Annotated in this window: 1 protein-coding gene; it reads right to left on the reverse strand. The window is 78.6% G+C overall.

The genetic code is table 11. The features are described 5' to 3' along the window. Nucleotides 1-216 precede the first annotated feature (216 nt). On the reverse strand, nt 217-1209 hold a 993-nt coding region (locus CTKZ_RS20585), incomplete at its 5' end, for a DUF3418 domain-containing protein (protein WP_124344647.1).

Consider the following 1209-nt stretch of genomic DNA (forward strand, 5'->3'; position numbering starts at 1 on the left):
GGTCTGGGTACCGCTCGAGTGCCAGCAGCGGTACCCAGACCCCGGTCGTCGGTCGTGAGGTCGGGGCGTCGGCGGGCAGGCGGGGGCGGTGCGGACCGGCGGGGAGACGCGGACGGGTGGCCGCGTGCGAGTCCGGGGTGGCCGTGCGCGCCCGGGCGGCGGCCCTGTCGGCGCGGCCCGGGGCCCCGGCGCGTCGCGCAGAGGAGGGACCCGACGTCAGAGGGCCGCGAGGGCCTTGCGGATGCGGGTCGGGGAGACCGGGACGGGCGTGCCGAGCTGCTGCGCGAACAGGCTGACGCGGAGCTCCTGGAGCAGCCAGCGGACCTCGTCGAGCGCCGCGTCCCGGGCGGGGTCGGGCGAGGCCGCGCGCGCCTTCGTCACCGCCGCGTCGTACAGGTCCTCGACGTCGTGCACCTGCCACGCGAGGTCGCCGTCGCGCTGCGGGTTGTCGCCGGCCTTCGCGAGCCGGTGCCGGGCGCCCCGCAGGTAGCGGGTCAGCTGCGGCAGCCGGACCGCGCCGACCTCGGACACGAACCCGTCGTGCACCAGCTCGGCGGACTGCTCGCGCACGTCCTGCACGGTCGCGAGCAGCGCGAGGCTCGCCGACGCACGCAGGTCACCCTCGAGCTCGCGCCACGCGCCGAGCACCGCGACCAGGTCGGTGACGACCGCGTGCACGGCGTCCTCCAGCCGGTCGCGGACGGCCGTGCGCAGCGCGGCGTAGGCGTCGGCGTCGCGCACGTCGGCGGGCGTGCGGTCGCCCAGGTGCGACGTCACGAGCCGGTCGATCGCGGCGAGCTGCACGTCGGTGACCAGCGCGTCCGTGCTGGGGTAGGGGCTCGCGGCGAGCGTGAGCGCCTGCGTCCCGGTCCACCGGGACGTGATCCGGCCCGGAGCGAGGCCGACGTCGAGCAGAAGCAGCCGGCGCAGGCCGCGGCGGGCCGTCGAGGGGACGGCGGCGGCGTCGGCGAGCGTCCGCACCGCGACCGACGTCGTCTCGTCGACGAGCACGGGGAACGCCCGCACGGTGACCCCGGCCACCGACGCCTCGAGGACCTCGGGGAGTCGCCCCCCCGGCAGGTCGTCGGGCCACGTGCGCAGGCCGGACCGCTCGAGCGACACGGGCACGGCAGCGGGCGCCGACGAGCCGGGTGCGCCGGGCGTCGGGACCGCGCCCCGGCCGGGACCGGCGCCGGCACCCTGCGCGGC

The sequence above is a fragment of the Cellulomonas algicola genome, assembly GCF_003851725.1.
Lineage (GTDB): Bacteria > Actinomycetota > Actinomycetes > Actinomycetales > Cellulomonadaceae > Cellulomonas > Cellulomonas algicola.